The organism is Ruegeria sp. HKCCA5763 (genome assembly GCF_013034545.1).
Lineage (GTDB): Bacteria > Pseudomonadota > Alphaproteobacteria > Rhodobacterales > Rhodobacteraceae > Ruegeria.
In genome coordinates this window covers 26,536-51,346 of record NZ_WQGF01000008.1, presented here as the reverse complement: position 1 = coordinate 51,346, position 24,811 = coordinate 26,536, and the positions used below count along the sequence as shown (strand labels likewise).

The 24,811-nt window shown below is 58.7% G+C and carries 22 protein-coding genes; 10 read left to right on the top strand and 12 right to left on the bottom strand.

Annotated elements, in window-relative coordinates; genetic code table 11:
- Positions 1-60: 60 nt before the first annotated feature.
- Positions 61-993, top strand: a complete 933-nt coding sequence (gshB, locus tag GOV89_RS14310; protein ID WP_171179223.1) for a glutathione synthase — start codon at positions 61-63, stop codon at positions 991-993.
- On the opposite strand, the gene GOV89_RS14305 is transcribed toward gshB, so the two are convergent.
- Genes GOV89_RS14305 through cobU form a run of 4 tightly spaced genes read right to left on the bottom strand, consistent with a single transcriptional unit; the run spans position 990 to position 4,591 of the window.
- Complete coding sequence (locus GOV89_RS14305; RefSeq protein WP_171179225.1) at positions 990-2,504, bottom strand: YifB family Mg chelatase-like AAA ATPase; 1,515 nt, start codon at positions 2,502-2,504, stop codon at positions 990-992. The genes gshB and GOV89_RS14305 overlap by 4 nt on opposite strands.
- Positions 2,505-2,551: 47 nt before the next feature.
- Complete coding sequence (locus GOV89_RS14300) at positions 2,552-3,436, bottom strand: glutathione S-transferase (protein ID WP_171179227.1); 885 nt, start codon at positions 3,434-3,436, stop codon at positions 2,552-2,554.
- A gap of 58 nt (positions 3,437-3,494) precedes the next feature.
- Positions 3,495-4,073 carry a histidine phosphatase family protein gene (locus GOV89_RS14295; RefSeq protein WP_171179229.1) on the bottom strand — a complete coding sequence of 193 codons (579 nt, stop codon included), beginning with the start codon at positions 4,071-4,073 and terminating at the stop codon, positions 3,495-3,497.
- A complete protein-coding gene (gene cobU / locus GOV89_RS14290) occupies positions 4,070-4,591 on the bottom strand; it encodes a bifunctional adenosylcobinamide kinase/adenosylcobinamide-phosphate guanylyltransferase (protein WP_171179231.1) in 522 nt (173 codons plus the stop codon). The genes GOV89_RS14295 and cobU overlap by 4 nt, the downstream gene beginning before the upstream one ends.
- Positions 4,592-4,691: 100 nt before the next feature.
- Between cobU and GOV89_RS14285 the strand changes: the two genes are divergently transcribed.
- The 6 genes from GOV89_RS14285 to GOV89_RS14260 all read left to right on the top strand — a co-directional run bounded on the left by GOV89_RS14285 (position 4,692) and on the right by GOV89_RS14260 (position 11,262).
- Positions 4,692-5,570 (top strand): RNA polymerase factor sigma-32, encoded by an 879-nt coding sequence (locus tag GOV89_RS14285; protein WP_171179233.1) that lies wholly within the window; start codon positions 4,692-4,694, stop codon positions 5,568-5,570.
- Entirely contained in the window at positions 5,567-6,391 is an 825-nt protein-coding gene (locus tag GOV89_RS14280) for a ChaN family lipoprotein (protein ID WP_171179235.1), read from the top strand. The genes GOV89_RS14285 and GOV89_RS14280 overlap by 4 nt, the downstream gene beginning before the upstream one ends.
- Positions 6,392-6,454: 63 nt before the next feature.
- Positions 6,455-7,651 carry a bifunctional phosphopantothenoylcysteine decarboxylase/phosphopantothenate--cysteine ligase CoaBC gene (gene coaBC, locus GOV89_RS14275; RefSeq protein WP_171179237.1) on the top strand — a complete coding sequence of 399 codons (1,197 nt, stop codon included), beginning with the start codon at positions 6,455-6,457 and terminating at the stop codon, positions 7,649-7,651.
- Between the two features lie 15 nt (positions 7,652-7,666).
- Positions 7,667-8,122 (top strand): dUTP diphosphatase, encoded by a 456-nt coding sequence (gene dut, locus GOV89_RS14270; protein ID WP_171179239.1) that lies wholly within the window; start codon positions 7,667-7,669, stop codon positions 8,120-8,122.
- On the top strand, positions 8,122-9,171 hold the full coding sequence (locus tag GOV89_RS14265; protein WP_171179241.1) for a molybdopterin-synthase adenylyltransferase MoeB: 1,050 nt from the start codon (positions 8,122-8,124) through the stop codon (positions 9,169-9,171). Before dut ends, GOV89_RS14265 begins: the two co-directional genes overlap by 1 nt.
- Before the next feature lie 75 nt (positions 9,172-9,246).
- Positions 9,247-11,262, top strand: coding sequence for a M3 family metallopeptidase (locus GOV89_RS14260; protein ID WP_171179243.1), 2,016 nt, complete (start codon positions 9,247-9,249; stop codon positions 11,260-11,262).
- Between the two features lie 2 nt (positions 11,263-11,264).
- Here the strand turns inward: GOV89_RS14260 and GOV89_RS14255 are convergent, their stop codons facing one another.
- From GOV89_RS14255 to GOV89_RS14230, 6 genes are read right to left on the bottom strand one after another with little or no spacing between them, the layout of a single operon-like run.
- Positions 11,265-12,197 carry a glyoxylate/hydroxypyruvate reductase A gene (locus GOV89_RS14255; protein ID WP_171238483.1) on the bottom strand — a complete coding sequence of 311 codons (933 nt, stop codon included), beginning with the start codon at positions 12,195-12,197 and terminating at the stop codon, positions 11,265-11,267.
- Positions 12,198-12,212: 15 nt separating this feature from the next.
- Entirely contained in the window at positions 12,213-13,352 is a 1,140-nt protein-coding gene (rodA, locus tag GOV89_RS14250; protein WP_171179247.1) for a rod shape-determining protein RodA, read from the bottom strand.
- A complete protein-coding gene (gene mrdA, locus GOV89_RS14245) occupies positions 13,349-15,298 on the bottom strand; it encodes a penicillin-binding protein 2 (protein ID WP_171179250.1) in 1,950 nt (649 codons plus the stop codon). The genes rodA and mrdA overlap by 4 nt, the downstream gene beginning before the upstream one ends.
- Positions 15,295-15,831, bottom strand: a complete 537-nt coding sequence (locus tag GOV89_RS14240; protein WP_171179252.1) for a rod shape-determining protein MreD — start codon at positions 15,829-15,831, stop codon at positions 15,295-15,297. The genes mrdA and GOV89_RS14240 overlap by 4 nt, the downstream gene beginning before the upstream one ends.
- Positions 15,824-16,726, bottom strand: coding sequence for a rod shape-determining protein MreC (mreC, locus tag GOV89_RS14235; RefSeq protein ID WP_171179254.1), 903 nt, complete (start codon positions 16,724-16,726; stop codon positions 15,824-15,826). Before mreC ends, GOV89_RS14240 begins: the two co-directional genes overlap by 8 nt.
- Before the next feature lie 58 nt (positions 16,727-16,784).
- Positions 16,785-17,831 (bottom strand): rod shape-determining protein, encoded by a 1,047-nt coding sequence (locus GOV89_RS14230; protein ID WP_039523195.1) that lies wholly within the window; start codon positions 17,829-17,831, stop codon positions 16,785-16,787.
- Between the two features lie 155 nt (positions 17,832-17,986).
- On the opposite strand from GOV89_RS14230, the gene GOV89_RS14225 reads away from it, so the two are divergent.
- Positions 17,987-18,772: a 23S rRNA (adenine(2030)-N(6))-methyltransferase RlmJ gene (locus GOV89_RS14225; protein WP_171179256.1), complete on the top strand. Its 786-nt coding sequence runs from the start codon at positions 17,987-17,989 to the stop codon at positions 18,770-18,772.
- Positions 18,773-18,877: 105 nt separating this feature from the next.
- Here the strand turns inward: GOV89_RS14225 and GOV89_RS14220 are convergent, their stop codons facing one another.
- A complete protein-coding gene (locus GOV89_RS14220) occupies positions 18,878-20,446 on the bottom strand; it encodes a 2-isopropylmalate synthase (RefSeq protein ID WP_171179258.1) in 1,569 nt (522 codons plus the stop codon).
- Between the two features lie 291 nt (positions 20,447-20,737).
- Here GOV89_RS14220 and GOV89_RS14215 point away from each other — a divergent pair, with 291 nt between their 5' ends.
- Positions 20,738-21,403 (top strand): SDR family NAD(P)-dependent oxidoreductase, encoded by a 666-nt coding sequence (locus tag GOV89_RS14215; RefSeq protein WP_171179260.1) that lies wholly within the window; start codon positions 20,738-20,740, stop codon positions 21,401-21,403.
- 4 nt (positions 21,404-21,407) lie between these two features.
- Here the strand turns inward: GOV89_RS14215 and GOV89_RS14210 are convergent, their stop codons facing one another.
- Positions 21,408-22,889 carry an MORN repeat-containing protein gene (locus GOV89_RS14210; RefSeq protein ID WP_171179262.1) on the bottom strand — a complete coding sequence of 494 codons (1,482 nt, stop codon included), beginning with the start codon at positions 22,887-22,889 and terminating at the stop codon, positions 21,408-21,410.
- Between the two features lie 154 nt (positions 22,890-23,043).
- Here GOV89_RS14210 and GOV89_RS14205 point away from each other — a divergent pair, with 154 nt between their 5' ends.
- The gene (locus tag GOV89_RS14205; protein ID WP_171179265.1) at positions 23,044-24,702 is read left to right on the top strand and encodes an NAD+ synthase; all 1,659 of its coding nucleotides are present in this window, start codon (positions 23,044-23,046) and stop codon (positions 24,700-24,702) included.
- Positions 24,703-24,811: the final 109 nt, after the last annotated feature.

Genomic DNA, 24,811 nt, shown 5'->3' with positions numbered 1-24,811 from the left:
CCCCATTGAACCCCAGGGCCTGCTGGGCCATGTATCTGGCGTGAAACTGAGGGACACGCCATGAAAATCGCCTTTCAAATGGACCCGATCGGGGCCGTGGACATCAACGCCGACAGCTCATTCCGACTGGCGGAAGAGGCGCAGGCGCGCGGGCATTCGCTGTTTTTCTACGGGCCGGATCAACTGGTCTATCAGGAAGGCCGCATCACAGCGCGTGGCCACGACATGACAGTGCAGCGGGTCGCAGGTGATCCGGCCGTCTTGGGACCCGAACGCGAGGTTGATCTGGCTGATTTCGATGTGGTCTGGTTGCGACAGGACCCTCCGTTTGACATGCACTACATCACGTCCACGCATTTGCTGGATCGTCTCAAGGGTCAGACGCTTGTGGTCAACGACCCTTTCTGGGTGCGTAACTATCCGGAAAAGCTGCTGGTGCTGGATTTCCCTGACCTGACACCGCCGACAACGATCGCGCGTGATCTGCAAACGATCAAAGCGTTCAAGGAAAAGCATGGCGATATCATCCTCAAACCGCTTTATGGCAATGGCGGCGCAGGCGTGTTCCGTTTGGATGCCAATGATCGAAACCTGACGTCTCTGCACGAGTTGTTCACGGGCTTCTCGCGTGAGCCTCTGATCGTGCAGAAATTTCTGCCGGACGTCAGCAATGGCGACAAGCGGGTGATTTTGGTCGACGGCGAAGTTGTTGGTGCGATCAACCGGGTTCCTGCCGCAGGTGAAACGCGATCCAACATGCATGTAGGCGGGCGTCCGGAAAAGATTGGCTTGTCAGAGCGTGATCTTGAGATCTGCGCGGCCATCGGCCCCCTGCTTAAAGAAAAAGGTCAGATCTTTGTCGGTATCGACGTGATTGGCGACTATCTGACCGAGATCAACGTGACCTCACCCACCGGCATTCAAGAGCTTGAGCGCTTTGACGGCGTCAACATTGCCGAAAAAATCTGGCAGGCCATCGAAGCCAAAATCTAAGCCATGACCCGGGCGCTGATGCGAAAGCTCAGCGCCTCGGCTACGTGCGATCTGTGGACGTTTGCGGATCCTTCCAAATCGGCAATTGTGCGCGCCACGCGCAGAATGCGATGAAACGCGCGGGCGGACAGGCCAAACCGGTCTGCCGCTTTCAGCAACAGCTCTTTACCTTCTGCATCGGGTGTTGCGATCTCTTCCAGAACCTTCCCTTCTGCATCCGCGTTTTGGCGCATATGTGGGGTGTCTTGAAATCGGTTCGCCTGAATGGCGCGGGCGTTTTCGACCCGTTCAGCAACCGTAGCAGAGCTGTCGCCGGATGGCGGCAAGTCAAGATCAGTGAATTCCACCGGCGGTACTTCAATCCTCAGGTCGAACCTGTCCATCAACGGCCCTGATATGCGGTTCAGATAGTCCTCGCCACAGCCCGGCGCGCGTGAGCAGGCACGAGAGGGGTCTGTCAGATAACCGCATTTGCAAGGGTTGGCAGCGGCCACTAGCATGAGCCGGCAAGGATACTTCACATGCGCATTGGCGCGCGCCACCATAACTTCACCGGTTTCGATGGGTTGGCGCAACGTTTCCAGAACGGTGCGTGGAAACTCAGGAAATTCATCCATGAACAGCACGCCGTTATGAGCCAGCGAAATCTCACCGGGTTTCGCGCCTTTGCCGCCCCCAACGATTGCGGCCATCGAGGCCGTATGGTGGGGCTCGCGAAACGGGCGCGTGCGATTGATGCCGCCTTCGTCCAGCAAACCGCACAAAGACTGGATCATCGAGGTCTCTAAAGCTTCGACTGCGGTCAGGGGCGGCAGGATGCCGGGAAGCCGCGCGGCCAGCATGGATTTACCCGATCCCGGCGTTCCGATCATGATCAGATGGTGACGACCTGCGGCAGCGATCTCCAGGGCGCGTTTGGCGCGCTCCTGCCCTTTTACATCACGCAGATCCCGCGCGCTGGGCGTCAGGTTTACCTCGCCGGGCTGTGCGGCTGGTAGGGGGGATTGGCCCGAGAAATGGCGCACAACGTCGCCCAGAGATCCCGCGCCGATCACCTGCGTTGCGTCAACCCATGCCGCCTCGGCGCTGGAGGCGCGGGGGCAAAGCAACATCCGGTCATCAGATGCCGCAGTCATTGCCGCAGGCAGAGCACCGACCACCGGGACCAAAGATCCGTCGAGCGAAAGCTCTCCCAACGCTACGGTGCTTTCTGCGGCGTCGGCTGGAATGATCTCTAAGGCCGACAACAGCGCGACGGCTATGGGCAGGTCGAAATGGCTGCCTTCCTTGGGTAGGTCGGCGGGGGACAGGTTGATGGTGATCCGCTTTGAGGGCAAGGCGATTGCCATCGCGCTCAGCGCGCTGCGCACGCGGTCGCGGGCTTCGGATACCGCCTTGTCTGGCAGGCCCACGATGGAAAAGGCGGGCAGGCCGGGGGATACGGCGCATTGCACTTCGACCGGGCGGGCATCGACCCCTTGGAAGGCAACGGTATGTGCACGGGCGACCATGGCAGTCCTGTTCTTGGTTAACAGGACGTTGCTGCCATGGGTGTGGTTTAAGAGTCGTTAACGGACATGCGCAAGGCGGTGAATTTGGGCCATGCGCCGGGATCAGCCACGGTTTTGTCGCGGCAGAACGGATTGCAGAACCCCCAGCATTGGCCATCCAATTCCATAAAATCCGCAACCGGGTTGCCGGAGTACGGACAAGCCTCGTTGAGGGAAGGGCCGCCTGATACCGGTTTGGCGTTCGAGTCCCCTCCGACCGGCCAGGGCATTGATGACAACTCCTGCGGATAGGGGAATGGATTGTATTGAACTGTCATACCCATTGCGCGCCATTGTCTGACGGCTGGGTCCGACAGGAGGTCTAAACAATAGATCCGGTTCGCCTCGGACACTGGCAGCCCGTAGCCGATGATCCGTGCAGCAACAGGCGTATAGAACACATCCGCCAGCGAATAATCACCGAACAACGGGCCGTCTTGCGCACCAGAGATACGCCGCGCGTGCGCCCAGAGCGTCTCAATCCGTTCAAGATCGGCTAACGTCTGGGATGACGGGGCAAATCCTTGCCACACATGCTGTAATTGCATCGGGCATTGGCCGCGGAGGGCGCTGAACCCTGCAACCATCTCAGCGCAAAGCCAGCGGGCGGTTGCCCGCGCTGCGGGATCTGCAGGCCACAGCCCAGCTTCAGGGTGACGCTCGGCCAGCGTCTCGGCCATGGCTAGGCTTTCGCCTACAACCGTCCCTTCGGGCAGACGCAGCGCGGGAACCAGTCGGGCCGGGGTCAGCGGTTCCATGTCTTGTTTCATGCTGCCCGAATAAAGGCCGATCATGTGGCTGCGATAAGGCAGTTTGAACTTCTCAAGCATCAACCAGCCGCGCATCGACCAGCTGGAGAAGAGGCGGTCACCGATATACAAATCATAAGTCATGCTTGAACGATGCCGCAGGCCGGTGGCACAGTAAAACAGTGATTTGTGCGGGGTCAGTTCACGGAAGGTGATTGATCTTGCCGACCGACCATGTGTTGTCTTCCAAGCCGATGTCCGTGACAGACAGATTGTCGATCCGGTGCGAAAAGGTCTGCTGCCCGTCCAGATCCAAAGCGCGTTGCACTTGCGTGAGGATCACGCCGAAATGCGCGACGATCACCAGATCGCGCCCCGTGTACTCGGCTAAAAGCATGTCGATTGCGGCATCGACCCGGGATCGGACATCGTTCCAGCTTTCGCCCTGCGGAGGGCGGACATCCCCAGGATTATCCCAATAAGCGAAAGCCAGCTCCGGATCTTCTGCTTCGATATCGGCGAAACCACGCAGTTCCCAGCTGCCAAAATGAATCTCACGAAGGTCAGGGTTATGAGGCAAGCGCCGGCGCGGGCCCTGAATGGCTGAGGCAGTGTCCACGGCACGAGACAAGTCGGAAGAGATCACAAGTGCCTCGGACGGCAGATGATCATGCAGGCGTCTCAAGGCTGCTGTGTCGCTCAGGTCCGCAGGCAGATCTGACCAACCGACCATGGTTTTTGCATGTGTCGGCCCATGGCGGACAAGATGCAGGCGTGTCATGGCAATTGGCCTTTAAGAACAGATGGTAATCCGGCTGTCACCTGTACGACCAGATCCGCCTGCGCCGCCAAGGCGATGTTCAGCCGCCCCTGCGCCTCGCGGAATTGACGAGCGAGGGCGTTGTCCGGGACGATCCCGTAACCTACCTCGTTCGAGACAATCACAACCTGGGCTGGGCAGTCGTTCAGGGCATCCAGCAGGTTGGTCTGTGCCGTTTCCAGATCCGTGTCCGCCAGCAGATGATTGCTCAGCCACATTGTAGCGCAATCAATCAGGCAAATCTGATCTTGGGACAAGCGGGCCAGAACCGGCCCCAGATCAAGGGGTTCTTCAACCGTGCTCCAGCCGTCGCCGCGTTGCACGAGATGGCGATCAACCTTCTGGCGCATCTCGTTATCAAACACTTGTGATGTCGCGAGGTAAACGCGGCTTTTCCCAGCGGAAACAACTAGTTCCTCAGCGAAAACCGACTTGCCCGAGGAGGCTCCACCCAGAACCAAGGTTAAATCTGGAGACACAATTCTTACCTTTAGTTGATCCGATTGGTGCTGTTTTGCGTAAAGGTCATAGGTCGGCAAAGCAAGTCCGGCCAGCGCCTGCAAAACAGGGGAGAGGTTTATGGCACTGGATAATGCGACAGACTTTTCGATGTCCCGGCAAGCGATGAAGGCCGAGCTGCTGGATGCGGAAACAGAACTCAAACTGGCGTACGCCTGGCGGGATGACCGTGATGAACAGGCTTTGCACCGTCTAATTACCGCTTATATGCGTCTGGCCATTTCGATGGCAGCCAAATTCAAACGCTATGGCGCGCCGATGAATGATCTTATTCAAGAGGCCGGGTTGGGCCTGATGAAAGCGGCAGACAAGTTCGACCCGGACCGTGGTGTGCGTTTTTCGACTTATGCCGTGTGGTGGATCAAGGCGAGCATCCAGGATTATGTGATGCGGAACTGGTCCATGGTGCGGACTGGGTCCACCTCATCCCAAAAGTCCTTGTTTTTCAACATGCGGCGGGTGCAGGCACGGCTAGAGCGTGAGGCGGCGACCGAAGGCTTGGAGTTGGATCGACACCAGCTGCATCAGATGATTGCTACCGAGATTGGCGTTCCTCTGCGCGACGTGGAAATGATGGAAGGGCGTTTGTCCGGTTCGGATTTTTCGCTGAACGCGGTTCAGTCTGCGGACGAAGACGGGCGCGAGTGGATCGATGCGTTAGAGGATGATCGCGAACAGGCTGCGGATTCTGTTGAGCACAGCCATGACACAGCTCAACTGCGCGAGTGGTTGCTGACCGCGATGAATGCGCTGAACGACCGCGAACGTTTCATCGTGCGCGAACGCAAGTTGCGCGAACCCGCCAGAACGTTGGAGAGCTTGGGCGATGAACTGGGATTGTCCAAGGAGCGCGTGCGCCAACTAGAAGCCGCGGCGTTTTCAAAAATGCGTAAGAACCTTGAAGCCCAGTCGCGCGAGGTGCAACACTTCATCGCATGAAACATGTTGCGATTCTTGTGTGTGTTCTTGGCCTTACGGTTTTCGCCGCGCGTTCAGGCGCGGCGAAGGATTTGATCCCTGATGACGTTCTGACAGCGATGCGGGGCGTCGATGTGGTGATTTTGGGCGAAGTACATGACAACCCCAGGCACCACCACATACAGGCCGAAGCACTTGAAGCGCTGTCACCCTCGGCCGTTGTATGGGAGATGGTGACAGAAGAGGGTGCTCAGCGGCTGTCGCAAAAGGCAGTGTCTGACCCTGATGAACTGGGGCGCATCCTTAAATGGGCCGAAAGCGGGTGGCCTCCGCTCAGTATGTATTACCCGGTTTTCCAAGCCTCAAGTGCGCCCGTCTATGGGGCAATGGTGCCCCGCACAGCTGCGCGCGCAGCGATGGAACGCGGTGCGGCGACGGCTTTGGGCGCAGACGCGGCACGGTATGGTCTGACCGTGCCGCTGTCGCCCGAGGAACAATCCGCGCGGGAGGCGGATCAACTGGCCGCTCATTGCGATGCTTTGCCAGTTGAAATGCTGCCGCAGATGGTTGCGATCCAACGCTTGCGCGATGCGGTTTTGGCCCGTGCGGTGGTGCGCGCCATGGAGGAAACCGGAGGGCCGGTTGCGGTGATCACAGGCAATGGCCACGCGCGGACAGATCGGGGTATCCCGACTTATCTTGCGCGCCTTCAGCCAGGATGGAAAGTGGTTGCGGTAGGGCAATCCGAAGATGGCATTATCGATGGCGACTTCGACTTGGTAATCGACAGCCCGTCGATAGAGCGTGAAGACCCCTGTGCGGCGTTTCAGGTGCAGAATTAATCGCTGGAACTACCTGCTGGCCTTGCCTAATGTCAGGGCCGACCGGCACAGGAAGGGCTGAACATGCTGTCATCCAAACGTATTCTGCTGATAATCGGCGGCGGGATTGCGGCCTATAAGTCGCTGGATCTGATCCGCAGGCTGCGAGAGCGTGGGGCTGCTGTGACACCGGTTCTGACCCGTGCAGCGGAAGAATTTGTGACGCCTTTGTCAGTGTCTGCGTTGGCCGGAGAGAAAGTCTATCGCGATCTGTTCGATCTTACCGATGAGGCCGAGATGGGGCATATTCAATTGTCGCGCTCGGCCGATCTGATCGTTGTCGCCCCCGCAACGGCAGATCTTATGGGCAAGATGGCCTCTGGGCTGGCCAACGATATGGCGTCGACCCTTTTGATGGCGACGGACACGCCCGTTCTTTGCGCGCCCGCGATGAATGTACGGATGTGGGACCACCCGGCCACGCAACGCAACCTCAAGCAGCTTCAAGCCGATGGGGTACGCTTTGTCGGGCCAAATGAGGGTGACATGGCCTGCGGCGAATTCGGCCCGGGACGCATGTCTGAACCGCTGGAAATTGTCGCGGCGATTGAGGCACAGCTGACTGCGGGACCTTTGGCTGGCAAACGCGTGCTGGTGACGTCTGGCCCGACGCATGAACCGATTGATCCGGTGCGCTATATCGCGAACCGGTCGTCCGGTGCGCAGGGTGCTGCTGTGGCGCGGGCACTGGCGCATTTGGGGGCCGAGGTGATTTTTGTCACTGGCCCTGCCGACGTGCCCCCTCCGGCAGGTGTACAGGTCGTACCCGTTGAGACGGCGCAACAGATGTCTGACGCGGTCGATACCGCTCTGCCCGTCGATGCGGGTGTATTCGCGGCGGCGGTCGCGGATTGGCGTGTGGCAAGCGCATCGGACAAGAAACTGAAGAAAAGCCGAGATGGCCTGCCGGTTCTGGAATTTGCCGAAAACCCGGACATTTTGAAACGTGTATCCCAGTTGGCAGTGGGCCGCCCGCCGCTGGTGGTTGGTTTTGCGGCTGAAACAGACGATGTGGTTGAACACGCCACCGCCAAGCGCCTTCGCAAAGGCTGCGATTGGATCGTTGCGAACGATGTCAGCCCGGCAACCGGCATCATGGGTGGGTCCGAGAATGCGGTCATTCTGATCTCGGGCAGTGGCACCGAAGAATGGCCGCGCTTGGGCAAGGACGAAGTTGCCCGGCGTCTGGCGGCAAAGATCGCGGACGCATTGGCAGGCTGAAGGAAAGGCATGGGCATGGTTGCAATTCGAGTGATCCGAGAAGACGGTGCAGACCCCGCTGTCGCGCTTCCGTCTTACGAAACGGCTGGTGCTGCCGGGGCGGATGTGCGCGCCAACTTGCCAGGTGGCACCCCTATCGTGTTGGAACCTGGCCAACGCACGCTCGTGCCAACTGGCCTGCGTATCGAAATTCCCAAGGGGTACGAGGTTCAGGTCCGTCCCCGCTCGGGCCTTGCGCTGAAACACGGGATTACACTGCCCAACACGCCAGGCACCATCGACAGTGATTATCGCGGACCTTTGGGCGTGATCGTGATGAACGCAGGTCAGGACCGCTTCGAAATTGCCCATGGTGAGCGCATCGCGCAACTGGTGGTCGCGCCTGTCGTGCAGGCCACCTTCGAGTTGGCTGAGGAATTGGGCGAAACTGGTCGCGGGTCCGGCGGCTTTGGCTCAACCGGGCGCGGCTGATGCTGCTGGTTTTTGTTCTGGCCGCAGGACTTTGGGGTGTTGGCTATATCGCCGGCACGTCAAAAACAGCGCGTGTGGTTTCGGTCAGTGTGCTTTTGGCCGGAGTGATCCTGTCTCATCTGATCTTGCCAGACGGGCATCCGCTGCGTCAGGCGACGGGCGGCTCGGCGGCAATGTGGCTGATCCTTGTGGGTTTCGGCGCGATTGTTTTGGTGTATGGAAGGGTGCTGAAAGCCCTGCGCAATCGCGCAGAGTCCGTTTCAGATCAGGAACCTACCATGCCCTCCGACCGATTTACCGAGACCGAGCTGGACCGCTATGCCCGTCACATCGTATTGCGCGAATTGGGCGGTCCGGGGCAGAAAAAGCTGAAAAAAGCACGGGTGCTGGTGATTGGCGCGGGTGGTTTGGGGGCCCCTGCTTTGCAATATCTGGCAGCAGCCGGGGTGGGCACAATCGGCGTCATAGATGACGACATCGTCGAGAACGCCAACCTGCAACGGCAGGTCATTCACCGTGACGCAGATATCGGGATGCCCAAGGTCTTTTCGGCCCAACAAGCGATGGAGGCGCAAAACCCGAACGTGGTGGTTCTGCCCTATCATCGCAGGTTGAACGATGAGATCGCGGCCGATCTGTTTGCCGATTTCGATCTTATTCTTGACGGGACCGATAATTTTGACACGCGCTATCTTGCCAACCGCGCGGCCGTCGCGCTTGGCAAGCCTTTGATCTCGGGGGCCTTGTCGCAGTGGGAGGGGCAGCTGAGTGTGTTTGACCCGGCCAACGGCAGCCCCTGCTATCAGTGTATTTTCCCCGAAGCACCGGCCCCAGGCTTGGCCCCGTCCTGTTCCGAGGCTGGGGTGATCGGCCCCTTGCCCGGCGTTGTTGGGTCGATGATGGCGGTCGAAGCGATCAAGGTGATCACGGGCGCGGGCATGGCGTTGCGTAGCGAGATGTTGATCTATGACGCTCTGTACGGCGAAAGCCGCAAGATTACCCTGACCCGTCGCGCCGATTGCCCCGTCTGCGGCACCGCGAACGATTAACCTTTCTTTACGCAGGCTGTGGGTTCTAGAACACCCGGCCTAGGCGACTTAGCTATAGGGTCAAAGGAGATCCGAATGACCAACCCGATCCTGTCCAGCTGGACCACCCCGTTTGAAATTGCTCCCTTTGCCGAAATTTCGGACGATGATTTTACCCCGGCGCTGGATCAGGCAATGACGGCGCATAACGATCAGATCGCTGCGATTGCCGAGAATTCTGACGCTCCGACCTTTGGCAATACGATTGAGGCTTTGGAGGCTGCGGGCGAGCAGTTGGACAAGGTTCTGTCGGTCTTTTTCACGGTTGCAGGGGCAGACAGCAATCCCAGACGGGAAGAGTTGCAGCGAGAGTTCTCCCCCAAACTGTCGGCACATTTTTCCGGCATTTCTTCGAACAAGGCGCTGTTCAAACGCGTGGCCGACCTGTGGGCGCGGCGCGATGATCTGAACCTGACCGAAGAACAGGCGCGTGTGCTGATGTTGACCCATCGCGGTTTCGTGCGTGCTGGCGCAGCGCTGGCAGGGGAAGACGATACACGGATGCAAGAGATCAAGTCGCGCCTCGCCTCTTTGGGGACGTCCTTTACTCAAAACCTGTTGGCAGATGAGAGGGACTGGTTCATGGACCTGACCGAAGAGGATCTGCAGGGCCTGCCAGATTTCGTCCTGGATGCAGCCCGCGCTGCGGGGCTAGAGAAAGAGGCACAGGGACCAGTGGTGACCCTGTCGCGGTCGCTGATTGTACCGTTCCTGCAATTCTCACCTCGTCGGGACCTGCGCGAAAAGGCTTATCGCGCCTGGGCAGCTCGCGGTGCCAATGGGGGCGACACTGACAACCGCGACATCGCTGCCGAGATTTTAGGTTTGCGTGAGCAACGCGCCAAGCTGCTGGGCTATGACAGTTTCGCCGACTACAAGCTGGAAACCGAAATGGCCCGCACACCGGACCGCGTGCGTGAACTGTTGATGCAGGTGTGGGAACCGGCAAAATCCCGTGCCGATGCTGACGCCGAGATCCTGACGCAGATGATGCAGGAAGACGGCATCAACGGTCCGCTGGAAGCCTGGGATTGGCGCTACTACGCCGAAAAGCGGCGCAAGGCGGAACACGATCTGGATGAGGCGGCCCTGAAACCCTATCTGCAACTGGATCGTATGATCGAGGCGTCTTTTGCCTGCGCAAACCGTCTGTTCGGGCTGGAATTCGCGCCGCTGGACGTTCCGCTCTATCACCCGGATTGCCGGGCCTGGGAAGTCACACGTGGCGGGCAGCATATTGCCGTTTTCATCGGTGACTACTTTGCGCGGGGATCGAAACGGTCTGGTGCGTGGTGCAGCGCGATGCGGGCGCAGGCGAAGTTCCCGAAAGATCAGGCGCCGGTTGTGATCAATGTCTGCAACTTTGCCAAGGGTGATCCGGCGCTGCTGTCTTATGACGACGCGCGGACATTGTTCCACGAATTCGGCCACGCCCTGCATCAGATGCTGTCGAATGTGACCTATGAGAGCATCTCGGGCACTTCGGTCGCGCGTGATTTTGTTGAACTGCCCAGCCAGCTTTACGAACACTGGCTGGAAGTGCCCGAGGTTCTGGCCGAATTTGCGACCCATGCCGAAACGGGCGAGCCAATGCCGCAGGAGATGCTGCAGAAAGTGTTGAAAGCCGCTAATTTCGATCAAGGGTTCCAGACCGTGGAATATGTTGCTTCGGCCCTTGTTGATCTGGCCTTCCATGATGGGGATGCCCCGGCAGATCCGATGGCAAAACAGGCCGAAGTTCTGGCGGACCTCGGGATGCCGCATGCCATCGGGATGCGCCACGCCACGCCCCACTTTGCCCATGTCTTTGCCGGTGATGGCTATAGCTCGGGCTACTACAGCTACATGTGGTCCGAGGTGATGGATGCTGACGCCTTCGCCGCCTTTGAAGAGGCGGGCGGTGCCTTTGATACCGAACGCGCCAAGGCGCTGGAAGACAACATCCTGTCCACCGGCGGGTCGCGAGAGGCGGAAGACCTGTATCTGGCGTTCCGGGGGCGATTGCCAGGCGTGGACGCCCTGTTGAAAGGCCGCGGCTTGATCGCGGCCTGAATTCAGTAACCCAGCGTGCGATCCACTAAATGCACAAAGGGCTCACCGGCTTCGCCACGTCGGATGTTTTCGCAAATGACCTGCGCGGCTGTGACCGGGCGGGTCTCAGACGCGATGTGAGGGGTCACAGTCACGTTCGGATGTGTCCAGTAGGGATGGTCTTCGGGCAAGGGCTCGACACGGAACACGTCCAGCGTTGCGTGCCCAACCTGACCAGAGTTCAGCGCATCCAGAAGCGCGTCGTCATCAATCAGCGGGCCACGTCCCGGGTTGATGATCCGTGCGCCCTTAGGCAGCAAGGCCAACGTTTCGGCATTCAGCGCGTTTTCCGTGGCGGGGGTATCGGGCAGCAATAGTACCACGATTTCAGCCTGAGAAAGCGCTTGGCGAAGCCCTTCGGAGCCATGCAAGCAGGTCACGCCGGGGATGTCTTTGGCGGTGCGGCTCCAACCGGTGACTTGAAAGTTAAGCGCAGTCAGGGCTCGGGCCGCGGCCTCGCCCAACGTGCCCAGCCCTAAAATGCAGACGATACGCTCTTTTGCCAATGGCGGCGCTTCCGGTTCCCAGACGCCATCCTGCACGAGGATGTGCCGGTCTATTCCTAGGTGGTAGCGTAGCACGTGCCCAACCACCCATTCAGTCATGCCCTGCGTCAGTCCGTGATCCACCATCCGCGCCAATGGGACGGTCAGCGTTTCATTGTCCGCGATTTTCTCGATACCAGCCCAAAGGCTCAGTACAGCTTTCAGACGGGTGAAGGGTGTGAAATCGTGTACTCCGCCGTTGGGGGCATAAACGACATAGTCGACCTGATCCGGTTCAAATTCCGTGCTGAGCCGCGCGTCGACTTTTGCGTCAGCCAAGTACTGAGTCAGCAGCGGTTCGTACACGGGCCACAGAGCAGAGCGTGCGGAAAACAGGACGTTAGCGGGCATCGTGGGCCTTTCAGATCAGCGGGGGCGGTGAATATGTGCGCTTTGGACGATGCCGAACGCAGCCATCAGCACCAGCATGGCCGATCCGCCATAGCTGACCATTGGCAGTGGTACGCCGACAACCGGGGCCATGCCCATCACCATCGACATGTTGACGGCAAAGAAAAGGAAAAAGTTCAGTGCGATGCCCAGAGTGACCAGTGAGGAAAACCGATCCTTGGTAGCAAGAGCCGTAACCATACAGAACACAAGGATCAGCGCGTAGAGGATCAACAGCGTGATACCTCCTACAAATCCGAACTCTTCCGCCAGCGTCGTGAAAATGAAGTCGGTGTGCTTTTCAGGCAGAAAATTCAAACGGGACTGTGTTCCTTGCATGAAACCGCGCCCGTTCCAGCCGCCGGACCCGAGGGCGATCTTGGACTGCGTGATATGGTACCCCGCGCCCAATGGGTCGGTCGAGGGGTCAAGAAAGGTGTCAATCCGGCGGAACTGATAGTCCTTGAGCAATTGCCAATCCGTCCCGCGGCTGTTGAACACAGCGGCGATCAAACCCACGACCGCAGCGATAACAGCCGCAAAATAAGCCCAGTGGACGCCCGCCAGAAACATCAGCCCGCCACCAGCGGCCAACAGAAGGATCGATGTGCCAAGGTCCGGTTGCTTCAGAACCAACAAGGTAGGCAGGATGATCAGTGCCACGGGGATAAAAACCCACAGCGGTCGGGATGTCTTGTGCGACGGCAGCCAGTCGTAGTAGGCCGCCAGCACCATAACCAGTGCGACCTTCATGACTTCTGATGGTTGCAAACGCATGAAACCAAGGTCGATCCAGCGCTGCGCGCCCATGCCGATGGTGCCAAACAGTTCAACAAACACCAGCAAAGCGACCGAGCCCAGATAGGCCAGAACGGACATGTTGCGCCAGAACCAGATTGGCACCAGTGCAATGATGAACATCGCTGTCAGGCCAAGACCGAACCGTTCCATCTGCGGCTCGGCCCAGGGCGTCCACGAACCACCCGCAACCGAATACAACATCAGGAATCCAGCGCTGGCCGTGCTGATCAGCAGCAGGGTCAGGGGCCAGTTCATGTAGAGGAATTTCCGGAATCCAGACGGTGTGGATTTGACGGCATATTCAAGATAGCTCATGCGCGGTCCTTTCCGTCAGGACGCGCTTTGGGACGACGGTCACCTTCAAGCCGTTTTTGCTGTTCCTTGATACGGTCCCGGTCGCCGACGGGATACGCGTCGAGTGGCGGCGTGCCGTTGTAAAGGGCCTGAAGCATGATGTCCCGCGCCACCGGGGCTGCCGCCTTGGACCCCCCGCCCCCATGTTCAACTACGACAGCAATGGCGTATTTGGGTTTGTCGTACGGGGCAAAACTGACGAACAGCGCGTGGTCGCGGCGTTCCCAGGGCAGATCCTCGTTGCGGATCACACCGGCTGCACGCTCGGCTTTGGTAATGTTGCGCACCTGACTTGTGCCGGTTTTACCCGCCATGCGGAGATCATCTGCGATGATACGGCTGCGATAAGCAGTGCCACGACGGTCGTTTGAAACGGACCACATCGCTTCGCGGATGTGTCTGAGATTGGTTGGGCTGATCGTGAGCGGTTCACCTGCACCGCTAGGCTGCTCAACCCCGTTGACAGACCGCACCAGACGGGGTGAGACCGCGCGTCCGGTGGCAATCCGCGCGGTCATGACAGCCAATTGCATGGGCGAAGCCAACATAAAGCCTTGTCCGATGGAGGCGTTTGCGGTGTCGCCGATCAGCCATTCTTCGCCATGCACCCTTTGTTTCCATTCCTGATTGGGCGCCAGTCCGGCGCGCACAGCGGACATGGGAATGTCATGCTTGATGCCCAGTCCAAGGGTGTTGGCCATCTCGGAGATTCTGTCGATGCCCACCTTTATCGCCACATCGTAATAATACACGTCGCAACTGCGTTTAAGCGAGGTATTCAGGTCCACCATACCATGACCACCACGCTTCCAGCAGTGGAAGCGACGGCTGCCAACTTTCAGATGGCCGGGGCAGTAAACGGTGTTGCCGGGGCCGACGACTCCGGCCTCAAGCGCTGCCAACGCGGTAACCATCTTAAATGTCGAACCGGGCGGGTAAGTGCCCTGGACCGTCTTGTTTGCCAACGGGCGATACTTGTCCTGTGTCAGCATACGGTAATCCGCGACCGAGATACCACGTACGAACAGGTTGGGATCGAAGCTGGGCGCCGAGGCCATTGCGCGCAGATCACCAGTTTCGCAATCGATCACGACAGCGGCGGCGCTTTCGCCAGCCAACCGGGCTTGGGCGTATTGTTGAAGGTCTGCATCGACGGACAGCTGCAAGTCGGCCCCGGGTTGGCCTTCTTGCCGGTCCAGCTCGCGCATGACACGACCGGTGGCGTTGACTTCGACACGCTTGGCGCCTGCCTTGCCGCGCAATGAGATTTCCTGCCTTGCCTCAAGACCCACCTTTCCGATCTGAAACCGGGGGATTCGCAGAACGGGTTCAGGGTCTTCGATCTGGCTGAGGTCGTAGTCACTGACCGGTCCGACATATCCAACGATGTGGGCGAAGTCCTCATAGCGTGGATATTGTCGTGTCAAACCCACTTCGGGCGTGACACCCGGCAGTGCAGGGGCATTGACCGCGACTTTCGATATGTCTTCCCACGTGACCTGATCGGCCAGCGTGACCGGCAAGAACGGGGCTGAGCGGCGCATCTCGGTCATGGCCCGTTCGATCTCATCCTCGTTCAGCGGGATCAGTTCTGATAACTTGCGGATCACTTGGTCCACATCACCAGCGTCTTCGCGCACAATGACGATACGGTAGGATGGAGAGTTCTGGCCAATGATCTGCCCGTTCCGGTCATAGATCCGCCCGCGGTCCGGGGGGATTAGACGGATGTTGATGCGGTTTTCCTCGGCCAGAAGGCGATATTGATCGGCCTGATCCACCTGCATGAACCGCATACGTGCCGCTAGTCCGCCAACAAAGGCCGCTTGCAGGCCACCCAGAAGCAGAGCCCGCCTTGGCAGGCGTTTATAGGCCAGACCCTGAGACTTGGGCTTGCGTGGCTTCATGCCCGACCTCCTACAGCACTGGCATCCGACGCGGACATGCGACGGACCCCGAACACGCTTTGGCTGAGTCCCACAATGGCGGGATAGCAGGCGATCGTCAGAATAAGCTGGATCATGACGGGCCACAACGCGGCCTGTTGCACAGACAAGATCGAAAGAATGACCCTGTTCGCCAGAAAGACGCCCGTGATGACCACGCCAACGGACATCCATTCTCCGACAAAACCGGCATCTTTCATACCGGGTGCCGCCGAACGCAGATAGGCTGATCCAAAGACAACCAGTGCCGCCAAAAGACCGGGTGGGCGTTGCAGAAGAAGATCCGCCATCAACATCACGAACGCAACCAGCAGGGTTGGGACATAATCTGGGCGACGCAGCACCCAGGCAAAGGTCAGGGCAATCAGAACGTCAGGAAAGGGCCAGCGGTTGGGTTGTGCATCCAGCGGCAACAAGTGCAGGAACAGCACCAAGACGGCCAGCGCCGCAAAAAGGCCCCGCATGGCCAAGTTATGTGAGGCTGGCTTATCCATCGCCAAGTTCCTCAGGAGATAGAGCGGCTTCGGGGCGGGTGGGGCCGACGATGCCACCGGGGTCCCGAATGGTCGGGGCTGAGTTGAATCGCAGAACCCGCAAAAACTCCAGCCGTTCGAAATCAGCCGACAAGCGCACGCGCAACCGGCCACCCGGATCCGCTGCAATCTGGCCGATCAGCAGGCCAGCCGGAAACACGCCGCCGTCGCCTGAAGTAATGACGCGATCTCCGGGGCGAACCAGTTCTCGGTTCTCAAGGAACTCGACCACAGGCGCAGGCGTGTTGTCGCCTTTGATCAACGCAGTCTGACCCGATGGTTGGATGGTAGCAGGGATGGCGCTGGTGGCATCTGTCACCAGAATAACGCGGGCTGTATCGGAACCAACACCCGAGATCCGCCCAACAAGACCGATGCCGTCCATCGTGGCCCATCCATCGACGATGCCGTCGCGCTCGCCTACGTTCAGCAAAACAGATTGCCGGAAAGGCGAGCCGCTGTCGGCCATCACAACACCGGTGATATAAGTCAGGCGCGGATCAAGACGTACGTTGTTGAGATCCAACAACCGGGCGTTTTCCTGCTCTAGTTGCAGCGCGGCCTCTTTCCAGGCGCGCATCAGGCGCAATTCGCTGCGCAGTTCACGGTTTTGTTCGCTCAGGCGTTGGTAGCTTTGGAAATCGCGTACTAGATTAACGGCGGCCGTAACGGGCACCATGGCCCATTCCATCGAAGGGACGACCGTATCTACCACCTGCGCACGGAACCGTTCCACGCGCGGGCTATCAATACGCCAGACCAGAAAGATACCCAGTAAACACATAATAACGATGCCCAACAGCAAACGCCGCAAGGGGGTTGTGTAGTCATCGCGCTGTGATCGGTCTTTTGCCACAGGTTACCTTCCCGTGCTGCTCGTGCCGAATTTACCCTATGTGCAAAGGGTGCGCGCCTTAGCTTTCGTAGTCAATCGCGTGGCGCAGCTGTTTTTCATATTCTAGCGCCTTGCCGGTGCCCAAAGCCACACAATTCAGGCTTTCATCTGCAATCGACACGGCCAGACCAGTCTGTTCACGCAGGGCCAGATCCAGATCACCCAGAAGCGCACCGCCCCCGGTCAGCATCACACCCCGGTCCACAATATCTGCCGCCAGATCGGGCGGAGTGGTTTCCAGAGCGGTCATAACCGCTTCGCAAATCTGCTGTACGGGTTCCGAGAGTGCTTCGGCAACCTGAGCCTGGCTGATCTCAATTTCCTTGGGTACACCATTCAGCAGGTCGCGCCCTCGGATGTGCATCGACTGGCCACGGCCATCGTCGGGCATACGGGCGGTGCCGATGGTGGTCTTGATCCGCTCAGCGGTGGATTCACCGACCAGCAGGTTTTGTTGGCGACGCAAGTACGAGATGATGGCTTCGTCCATACGGTCGCCGCCCACGCGGACCGAGCGGGCGTAAACAATGTCACCCAGCGACAGAACCGCAACTTCGGTTGTCCCGCCGCCGATGTCGACGACCATGTTGCCGGTTGGGTCGGTGATCGGCATCCCTGCGCCAATCGCGGCTGCAATCGGTTCTGCAATAAGGCCAGCGCGGCGCGCGCCCGCTGACAGAACCGATTGACGGATCGCGCGTTTTTCGACCGGCGTCGCACCATGAGGCACACAGACGATGATCTTGGGTTTTGAGAAGGTCGAGCGCTTGTGCACTTTGCGGATGAAGTGCTTGATCATCTCTTCCGCTGTGTCGAAGTCGGCAATCACACCTTCGCGCATCGGGCGGATGGCTTCGATCGAACCGGGTGTCCGGCCCAGCATCAGCTTGGCATCCTCGCCAACTGCGAGAACCTTTTTCACACCGTCCTTGACGTGATAGGCGACCACCGAGGGTTCAGACAGGATGACACCGCGCCCCTTGACGTAAACCAGCGTGTTTGCTGTTCCAAGGTCGATAGCCATATCCGCTGTGAACAGGCCGCCCAGATTGCCAAAGATCCCCATGTTTCCCCTGATCCTGTATGTCGGTTTTTCTACTGCCCGCGACTCGACGGTTCCGGGACGGATGACTTATAGGGTGCCATCACGCCCGGTAAAAGGGCTGATTCCGCGACAATCAGCACCTTTCCGCCTTATTGATTGGGACTTTAGAAGGCAAAATGCTCTCTTATCAACACATTTACCACGCCGGCAATCTGGCTGATGTCCAAAAGCACGCATTGTTGGCCTGGGTGCTGAATTATCTGACACGCAAGGACAAGCCGCTCAGCTATATCGAAACGCATTCCGGGCGGGGTTTGTACAAGCTGGATGCGGCCGAAGCCGTGCGCACCGGCGAGGCGGCTGCAGGGATCAAGCGTGCACAGCAAGAGGGTTGGTTCGGGGATGATCATCCAATGGCGCGCGTTTTGCACCGCGTGCAGGCGCGGCACGGTTCCTCTGCCTATCCCGGATCGCCACTGGTTGCGGCCAATCTGCTGCGGGATCAGGACAGCTTGCATTTTGCGGAACTTCACCCACAAGAACATGCCGCTCTGGCCTTGGCCATGTCGCCCTTTGGGGCCAAGGTTTACCAGCAAGACGGTTTTGCGCTGGCGCAATCCCTGCTTCCACCCACACCTCGCAGGGGTATGCTGCTGATCGACCCGAGTTATGAGGTGAAAACCGATTATGACCGGCTGCCCGGGATCATCGCCAAGCTGCACCGTAAGTGGAATGTCGGTATCATTGCGCTGTGGTATCCCATCCTTTCGGATAAGCGCCACCTGCCCATGACCCGTGCTTTGAAGTTGCAAAACTACCCCAAAGCTGTCTGTCACGAGGTGACGTTCCCTCCGGTTCGTCAAGGGCATCGGATGGTCGGCTCCGGCATGTTCATCATCAACGCCCCGTTTGGCATCGAAGACGAAGTGGAACGTCTGTCCACTTTGTTTGACCAGCTTTGAAAAGAAGTTGGGCCCGGCAGCGCGCCATAAGCGCGCTGCCGGGCCCAAAGCCCAAGAAGGGACGGCGAAGCCGGGCCGCCGCGGGTGCGGGAGCCCTTGGGCCGTTCAGGTCAGGTCTTTATAGCTGATCTCACGCGTATCAGCACCGGGACCCGCTTTTTCGCGCCGTACGATCAGGCGGTTCAGCGCGTGGATATACGCTTTGGCCGAGGCCACCACCGTGTCTGTATTGGCTGACTGGCCTGTGGCGATCATTCCATCCTCGCTCAGGCGAACAGACACTGTGGCTTGCGCATCGGTGCCTTCGGTGACCGCATGAACCTGATACAGCTGAAGGCGGGCGGTGTTGGGATAGATTGCCCGTATCGCTTTGAAGGTCGCGTCCACCGGTCCGTCACCATGTTCAGTGGCGATAACGTCCTTGCCGTCCATTTCCAACTCGACCGTGGATTCCGCCTGACCACCTGTACCGCAGGTCACTTTCATCGAGACAAGCTGAAGATAATCATCGTGATCATCCATCGTCATCAACGCGATGAGGTCGTCGTCAAACACCTCTTTCTTGCGGTCGGCCAGATCCTTGAATCGCACGAAGATGTCTTTGAGTTGGTTGTCACCAACCTCAAAACCCAAAGTCTCAAGCTTGTCGCGCAGCGCCGCGCGGCCCGAGTGTTTGCCCAGCGGCAGAGAAGTACCGGACAGGCCAATGTCCTCGGGGCGCATGATTTCAAAGTTTTCGCGGTTCTTGAGCATCCCGTCTTGATGGATGCCGCTTTCATGCGCAAAGGCGTTCTTGCCAACAATGGCCTTGTTGAACTGCACGTTGAACCCCGACACTGTCGCCACACGACGGGAGATATGCATGATCTTGGTGGTGTCGATACCGGTGTGCCAAGGCATGATGTCATTGCGGGTGCGCAGGGCCATCACGACTTCTTCCAACGCGGTGTTGCCCGCACGTTCGCCCAACCCGTTGATGGTGCATTCGATCTGACGCGCGCCACCAGCGACTGCGGCCAGCGAGTTCGCGGTCGCCATGCCCAGGTCGTTGTGGCAATGGGTGGCAAAGATCACCTCATCCGCGCCCGGAACCGTTTCGATCAGGCGTTTGATCAGGTCAGCGCTTTCGACCGGTGCGGTGTATCCCACAGTATCTGGAATGTTGATCGTGGTAGCCCCGGCTTTGATTGCAATCTCGATTACGCGGCACAGGTAGTCCCACTCCGTCCGCGTCGCATCCATAGGCGACCACTGTACGTTTTCGCACAGATTACGCGCGTGGCTGACCGTTTCGTGGATCTTGTCGGCCATCTCATCCATTGTCAGATTCGGAATGGCGCGGTGCAGCGGAGAAGTGCCGATAAACGTGTGAATCCGGTTTTGCTCGGCGTGTTTCACCGCCTCCCAACAGCGATCAATGTCGGCGAAGTTAGCGCGCGCCAGACCGCAGATGCGGCTATTTTTCGCGCGTTGGGCGATCTCGGACACCGCCTTGAAATCACCCTCGGACGCGATTGGAAAGCCAGCCTCGATGATGTCGACGCCCATTTCGTCCAGCAGCTCGGCAATCTCCAGCTTTTCGTCATGGGTCATGGTCGCTCCGGGGCTCTGCTCGCCGTCGCGCAAAGTGGTATCGAAGATCAAGACGCGGTCTTGGTCGGTCACGTTTGTCATGGGAATCTCTTTCTTGTCTGTCCTAAAGCCTTCTTGGCGCGCTGGCGTCCTCCTCTGAGCGGGCGCGCCGGATGGCACGCTCAGAGGCGGATTAGGATCAGTAGGCCACGCAGAGACGCACCGCGCATGGCGGTGTCGGCACAAAGGATATCTGCATGGTTGATCATGGGATTGAGGTTATACAGAGCCCGGCAGGAATGAAAAGACCAATTTGCGCCCGAGGGGTCCTGCGCTGGCTTTCTCATTCCAGACCAACTTGATTGTGCCCTCTGCGCAGCTAGCTGGATGCAGATGAAAACAGCATTGATCATCGGAGCCTCGGGCGGCATTGGCGCTGCGGTTTGTACTACCTTAGAGTCGCAAGGCGTCTCGGTAACGGGTCTGTCGCGGTCAATGGATGGGTTCGATCTGACTGACCCTGACCATGCGTTGCCGATCATTGATGGGCTGTCCGATCCCTTTGACTTGATACTGGTCGCATCCGGAGCGTTGGAGATCGAAGGCGCTGCACCGGAAAAGACAATTCGTGCGGTTTCAGCCAAGGCGATGATGGATCAATTTGCACTCAACGCGGTAGGTCCGGCTTTGGTGCTGAGCCGGGCACACAGGCTTTTGCCCCGCAAGGGGCGGTCGGTTTTTGCGGTTCTCTCAGCGCGTGTAGGATCCATCGCGGACAATCGGATGGGCGGCTGGATCAGCTACCGGGCCGCCAAGGCTGCGGTAAATCAGGTTGTCCATACCTCAGCCATCGAGCTGTCGCGGACGCATAAGCAGGCGATTTGTGTCGCCTTGCATCCAGGGACCGTGAAAACTGCGTTCACTCAGAAGTACTTGAATCGGCATCCCGCCGTCGAGCCGGAGGTCGCCGCCCAAAACCTGTTATCCGTGATCAATGGACTGACGCCAGAGGATACCGGCGGTTTCTTTGATTGGGCCGGGCAACCCGTTCCTTGGTGAGCGTTTACCCGTCGGAGGCCTCGGGCGTTTCGGCCTGATCATCCGGCGCGGGCTGTGGATCCGGCGTGTCTGACTCGCTTTGCTGGTCAGAGGCACGGCCCGGCAAGACTCCGTTTTCCCAAATACCAGTTTCTTCCTGCCCGTTGGCATAGCGCATCGTTCCGCTGCCCTGGCGCTTGTTATCGACAAAATTGCCTTCGTACACATCGCCGTTCGAATAAGTGGCGACGCCGACGCCTTCGATCTTACCTTCGGACCAGTCGCCCACGTATTTGAAGCCAGCGGGGGTCACGATTTCCCCTTTGCCATGTCGTTTTCCGTTCAGAAAATCACCGGTATAGATGGTCCCGTCGGAATAGGTCGCTTTGCCTTTGCCCTGGCGAACGCCATCGACCCAGTCGCCGTCATAGACCGAACCGTCCGCGCGTGTCACGACGCCCTTGCCATGGCTTTGCGCGTTCTTGAACTGGCCCTTGTAGATCATTCCGTTGGCATAAGTGGCCGTGCCCTGACCCTCGATCACGCCCGCGATCCAATCACCTTCATAGGTTGACCCATCAGGATAGGTGATGCGGCCCGTACCCTCGGCCAAATCGGCAACAAAATCGCCGACATAAACCGAGCCATCGGGATAAGTCAGCTCTCCCAGACCTTCGATCTGTCCCTGGTTCCAGTCGCCGGTATACACAAAGCCGTCCGTGCCGGTGAACGTGCCCTTGCCCTGGCGGCGATCATCGACAAAGTCGCCTTCGTACACGTCGCCTTGCGCGTGGGTCACTTTGCCTTTGCCCTGACGGCGCCCTTCTACCAGTTCGCCCTCGTAGACATCGCCATTGGCATAGGTCAGGCGACCGGTGCCGGTGATCTGATCCTGCGCCCATTCACCGGAATATATCATGCCGTCGGGAATGGTTTGCGTGCCTGTGCCATCGCGCAAACCTGCACTGACGTCGCCTTCGTACACGCTGCCGTCCGCGTAGGTGACTTTGGCCTTGCCCTGCCGCTGACCATCAACCCAGTCGCCATCATAGATGTATCCGTCGGGAAAAGTCAGAATGCCTTTGCCGTGCCGCTGGGCGTTTTTGAACTCACCTTCATAGCGCGTGCCATTTGCAAATTCTGCAACTCCCGTACCGTTGATCGACCCGTTGGACCATTCGCCGTCATAGCTGCTGCCATTGGCGTAAACGATCTTACCGCGCCCTTCGGGTTGGCCTTTGGCAAAACTGCCTTCATAGATCGACCCGTCCGGATAGCGGGTCAAGCCCTGACCCTGAATCTCGCCTTCAACCCACTGGCCCGTGTATTCAAACCCGTTGGGCAGCCTGTACGTCCCCGTCCCGTGACGCAAACCGTTTTCATAGGTGCCTTCATAGACGCCGCCAACCTCGTCATCTTTGACGATGACCGTTCCGTCCTGCGCAAACGCTGTCGCCGCGGACAGACTTAGCCCCGCTGCCAAAATCGAGTATCGGATCACGTTCATTTTCGGTCCTGCCTGCCGGGTCATCGCTGGTTGCATCTTTGAAAGCAAAACTAGGATACCGTCGAAGGCAGGGCAACGGCTTTTGCCGCATTGGCCTTTTACTCGCGCGGTGATCTGCTAAATGGCAATAGGACTGACGAGGCAAGAGGGCAGCATGGCCGACCGTTTCCGCATCACTTTGGCGCAACTGAACCCAACCGTGGGCGACATCGAAGGCAACGCAGACAAGGCCGTTTCCGCATGGGAGCAAGGCAAGGCGGCCGGTGCTGATCTGGTGGCTTTCCCCGAGATGTTCATCACCGGGTACAACACGCAGGATCTGATCCAGAAGCCAGTGTTTCACCGTGCGGCCATGGCGGCGGTCGAGGCGTTGGCCAAAACATGCGCAGACGGACCAGCGATTGCCATTGGCGCGCCTTGGGCGGAAGAGGACAAGTTGTTCAACGCCTACCTGATCCTCAAAAACGGGCGGATCACCAGCAAGGTTTTGAAACATCATTTGCCGAACGAAACCGTTTTTGACGAAGTGCGCCTGTACGATGCCGGACCGTTGGGTGGGCCGTATTCAGTTGGAAACTTCCGTATAGGCAGCCCGATTTGCGAGGATGGCTGGCACCCGGACGTCGCAGAAACGCTCGAGGAAACCGGGGCCGAGTTTCTGCTGATCCCCAACGGATCGCCCTATTTCCGCAACAAGTATGACGTGCGCCTAAATCACATGGTGGCACGGGTTGTCGAAACAGGTCTGCCGCTGATTTACCTGAACATGGTGGGCGGGCAGGACGATCAGGTTTTTGACGGTGCTAGCTTTGGCCTGAACCCGGGTGGAGAGCTGGCCTTCCGGATGCCTGTTTTTGACGAAACTGTCTCACAAGTGGACCTTGAGCGTGGTGACGATGGCTGGCGGATTACGCCGGCCGAAATCGTTCCTCAGCCAGATGTATGGGAGCAGGATTACCGCGCGATGGTGCAATCGCTGCGGGACTATATGGGCAAGACGGGTTTCAAAAAGGCGCTTCTTGGTCTGTCAGGCGGGGTCGATTCTGCCTTGGTGGCGGCCATCGCGGTTGACGCCATCGGGGCCGAAAACGTGCGCTGTGTGATGTTGCCATCGGAATATACCAGCCAGGCTTCGCTGGATGATGCCGAGGCCGTCGCCAAGGCGCTGGGCGTGCACTATGATTTTGTGCCGATTTCCGAGGGCCGGGCCGCGGTAACGAATACTCTGGCGCCTTTGTTTGCAGGGCTGGACGAAGGACTGACCGAGGAAAATATTCAGTCTCGCCTGCGTGGACTGTTGCTGATGGCGATCTCGAACAAGTTTGGTGAAATGCTGTTGACCACCGGCAACAAGTCCGAGGTCGCAGTGGGCTATGCCACGATCTATGGCGACATGAATGGCGGTTATAATCCGATCAAAGATCTGTACAAAACCCGCGTGTTTGAAACCTGCCGTTGGCGCAACGTCAATCATCGTGACTGGATGATGGGTCCCAAGTGCGAGGTGATCCGCCCGTCCATTATCGACAAACCGCCAAGTGCCGAGCTGCGCGCAGACCAGAAGGACAGCGACAGCTTGCCCGACTACCCGGTTCTGGACGGTATCCTTGAGATTTTGGTCGATCAGGATGGCTCAATCGCCGACTGCGTCGCTGCCGGGTATGACGTAGCCGAGGCCCGGCGGGTCGAACATCTGATTTACATCAGTGAATACAAACGGTTCCAGTCTGCCCCCGGTACGCGCCTCAGCAAGCGGGCGTTCTGGCTGGATCGGCGCTATCCAATTGTGAATCGATGGCGCGATCGGACCTGAAAACCAGGGGCCGGACGGCCAGTTTGGAAACAGTGTCTATAGATTAGGCAAAATTGTATCCCAAGTGTGAGAAATTGATTGTGATTTGAGGCGGTTACGGCTGCCTCAA

Coding starts and splice junctions, on each gene's coding strand:
- GOV89_RS14285 (WP_171179233.1), top strand. CDS start 4,692: ATGGCACTGGATAATGCGACAGACTTTTCGATGTCCCGGCAAGCGATG.
- coaBC (WP_171179237.1), top strand. CDS start 6,455: ATGCTGTCATCCAAACGTATTCTGCTGATAATCGGCGGCGGGATTGCG.
- GOV89_RS14280 (WP_171179235.1), top strand. CDS start 5,567: ATGAAACATGTTGCGATTCTTGTGTGTGTTCTTGGCCTTACGGTTTTC.
- GOV89_RS14305 (WP_171179225.1), bottom strand. CDS start 2,504: ATGGTCGCCCGTGCACATACCGTTGCCTTCCAAGGGGTCGATGCCCGC.
- GOV89_RS14215 (WP_171179260.1), top strand. CDS start 20,738: ATGAAAACAGCATTGATCATCGGAGCCTCGGGCGGCATTGGCGCTGCG.
- GOV89_RS14295 (WP_171179229.1), bottom strand. CDS start 4,073: ATGACACGCCTGCATCTTGTCCGCCATGGGCCGACACATGCAAAAACC.
- gshB (WP_171179223.1), top strand. CDS start 61: ATGAAAATCGCCTTTCAAATGGACCCGATCGGGGCCGTGGACATCAAC.
- GOV89_RS14205 (WP_171179265.1), top strand. CDS start 23,044: ATGGCCGACCGTTTCCGCATCACTTTGGCGCAACTGAACCCAACCGTG.
- mrdA (WP_171179250.1), bottom strand. CDS start 15,298: ATGAAGCCACGCAAGCCCAAGTCTCAGGGTCTGGCCTATAAACGCCTG.
- dut (WP_171179239.1), top strand. CDS start 7,667: ATGGTTGCAATTCGAGTGATCCGAGAAGACGGTGCAGACCCCGCTGTC.
- rodA (WP_171179247.1), bottom strand. CDS start 13,352: ATGAGCTATCTTGAATATGCCGTCAAATCCACACCGTCTGGATTCCGG.
- GOV89_RS14220 (WP_171179258.1), bottom strand. CDS start 20,446: ATGACAAACGTGACCGACCAAGACCGCGTCTTGATCTTCGATACCACT.
- GOV89_RS14210 (WP_171179262.1), bottom strand. CDS start 22,889: ATGAACGTGATCCGATACTCGATTTTGGCAGCGGGGCTAAGTCTGTCC.
- GOV89_RS14255 (WP_171238483.1), bottom strand. CDS start 12,197: ATGCCCGCTAACGTCCTGTTTTCCGCACGCTCTGCTCTGTGGCCCGTG.
- GOV89_RS14260 (WP_171179243.1), top strand. CDS start 9,247: ATGACCAACCCGATCCTGTCCAGCTGGACCACCCCGTTTGAAATTGCT.
- GOV89_RS14230 (WP_039523195.1), bottom strand. CDS start 17,831: ATGGGGATCTTTGGCAATCTGGGCGGCCTGTTCACAGCGGATATGGCT.
- GOV89_RS14240 (WP_171179252.1), bottom strand. CDS start 15,831: ATGGATAAGCCAGCCTCACATAACTTGGCCATGCGGGGCCTTTTTGCG.
- GOV89_RS14300 (WP_171179227.1), bottom strand. CDS start 3,436: ATGACTTATGATTTGTATATCGGTGACCGCCTCTTCTCCAGCTGGTCG.
- GOV89_RS14225 (WP_171179256.1), top strand. CDS start 17,987: ATGCTCTCTTATCAACACATTTACCACGCCGGCAATCTGGCTGATGTC.
- GOV89_RS14265 (WP_171179241.1), top strand. CDS start 8,122: ATGCTGCTGGTTTTTGTTCTGGCCGCAGGACTTTGGGGTGTTGGCTAT.